Genomic DNA, 2,270 nt, shown 5'->3' on the forward strand with positions numbered 1-2,270 from the left:
TCAACACCCTACTGTCCACCATCGACCTGGCAGCCACCACCACTGCCGCCTCACTCGGCACCGCAACAAGCGCCAAGTCACGAAACGGGAACGGCGAGCCATCGAAGGGGAAAGGTGATACGCAGAGTTTTTCGGAGGAAGACAAGAAGCGACTGCGGGAGCAGGCTGACGGCAAGGGCGACTGGGACCCTGACGCCAATCAGACCAGCATGCCTGACTGCTTTATGCTGGTTACCCTTCAAGGGTACTCAGCGACTGAAAAGGGGCAGCAGTTCCTACGTGATCACGTCAAGTGGGATGGCGGGAAGGGCTGCTTTACTGTGACCCTGTATGACGATAAAGGCAATGAGGTGCATGTTGATGTGTACGACTACTACGCCAATGGCACGAAGGATGAAGCGGGTCGCCCCACTCTGATGAGCATTTATGAGCGTGCCTATGGGGAACAGTTTGGTGATGACGATTTGAATAATAAGCCGCCAGCAGAGGCTATGAAAAGAATTTCCGGCAAGGATGTGACCTCAGCTGACACCTGGGGTGGTACTGGGTTCTTCTGGTTCCTCGCAAGAGAGGACCATAAGTACTCTGGAAGGCAGTGGGGCAGCATTGATCGTTCGGTGGATGCTGGGTGTCCTGTCGTGGCAGTGACCGCTGAGGATATAAAACCCGATACCAAGGTTAAGGCTGCTACCGATACCAATGGCGACGGCAAGATCGACACCGAGAACAAGGGGGCTCACGGGGAGGCGCCCGACCAGGAAGGTGTTCGTCGTTTAGGGGGTGGGCATGAGAATGAAGATGGGGAAAAGACGTCCCATGCGTACACGGTGGTGGCAGTTGATGACCAGTATGTCACGCTGAGAAACCCTTGGGGAATGAATCCGACAGAGAAAGGTGAACATGCGGATACTGGGCTCATCAGGATAAGCCGGGAAGACTATGAGAGGTACTTCTCGCAGACTCGTATTGCCGCTGAACCGAGTAAGTGATGTCAGGTTCCTTCGTTATTTCTGTGTGCATGGTTTGAATACTGTGCACAGGGAGAGTCCGGGGTCGAGGGCGATGTTCACTCGATACTTCCATCCTCCTGCACTTCTGTCCTTGAAGAAGTTGATCTCTGGGATGGCTGGGGGTGGGTCGACTTCGAGGAGGGTCACTGTTCCCAGTCCCTCGATGTGGACGCTCTCGCCGAGGCGCAGCTCATAGTCCTGCTCCGTCGCATTGAACGGTTTCCATGTCACCGTGCCAACCCATTCGTGGTTCCTGGAGTGCAGTGGCCCTGGGCGCAGGGTCCCATGTATCGTTTCAGGATGAGGCAGTGCCCAGCTGAGGTATTGTTCCTCGCCCCTCTGGGCGCCGTCGGGCAGGGAGGCGGTGGTGGTGCTCGGGTGGGTCCAGTACAGCCAGCCGGCAAGGCCGATCGCTATGGCCAGGCAGGCTCCTATGACCACGAGGAGGGCGCGTCGCGCCGTGACACCATGCTTTCGTCGTCCACCCACCTGTGGGGCAGTCGCCGCCACGGGGGTGCCACTTTCGCTTCTGACGTCGCTTTCGCTGTCGTCTGCCACGACCCACTCGCTTCCCTCAGTTTCAGGACTACGTCGTCGGGGGGGGGCCAATCAGGTGGTCCTGGCTCCTGGAATCAGGCGGATTTGGGAGAGCCGAGAACGTCTGATGAATGGCGCCCTTGCAGTAAAGGATACCGGCTCGCCCCCTTCTGCGGGCGTGAAATCCAGGTAGATATCGGGGCCCCAGACGGCTTCGTGCTCGGTGGGGGCATGCTGACGGCGGAGTGTGGCCGGATGGTGCCTGTATCAGTGGACCCACTCGGCGGTGGCGAGCACGGGCGGCGTCGATGTCCTGCCAGGGTCCTCGGCCAAAGGGTGAGCTCGGCCTTGTACGAGGAGTTGATTGCCTCGGCCGGGGCGAAGCCGAAAGGAGTCGCCCTTAGAGCCTACAGAGGCGACTGCCCCACAGCCGGCTAGGGCGGCTCCGTAGCGGATGGACCTGTACTTACGCTCCGCGGTCGCAAGTGATGCACCAGGCCAGAGAGATCGGCTCCCAGGCGTTTTCGTTGCCAGACGACCATCTTGAGGACGCCCAGGGGCAGATCGGCCGGGCACCGGCCTTCAGATACCGAGCGGGTCGTTCTGGGTGACTTGGCGCGTCTGACGCCGCGCAGGATCCTGGCGTTTGGGGACGGCTACGGCGGGCGTGAGTCAGGTGCTCGGGGCGGTCTTGACTCCGGCGCCAGTGAGCACCTTGCAGAT

Annotated in this window: 2 protein-coding genes; one reads left to right on the forward strand and one right to left on the reverse strand. The window is 59.9% G+C overall.

Features of this window, described 5'->3' with window-relative positions:
- The coding region (locus HMPREF2883_RS15055; RefSeq protein ID WP_070659456.1) for a hypothetical protein at positions 1–989 on the forward strand (989 nt) is incomplete at its 5' end.
- Between the two features lie 15 nt (positions 990–1,004).
- On the opposite strand, the gene HMPREF2883_RS14710 is transcribed toward HMPREF2883_RS15055, so the two are convergent.
- Entirely contained in the window at positions 1,005–1,568 is a 564-nt protein-coding gene (locus HMPREF2883_RS14710) for a hypothetical protein (protein ID WP_141759040.1), read from the reverse strand.
- Positions 1,569–2,270 lie beyond the last annotated feature (702 nt).

Source organism: Actinomyces sp. HMSC075C01, from assembly GCF_001812965.1.
GTDB classification, from domain to species: Bacteria; Actinomycetota; Actinomycetes; order Actinomycetales; family Actinomycetaceae; genus Actinomyces; species Actinomyces acetigenes.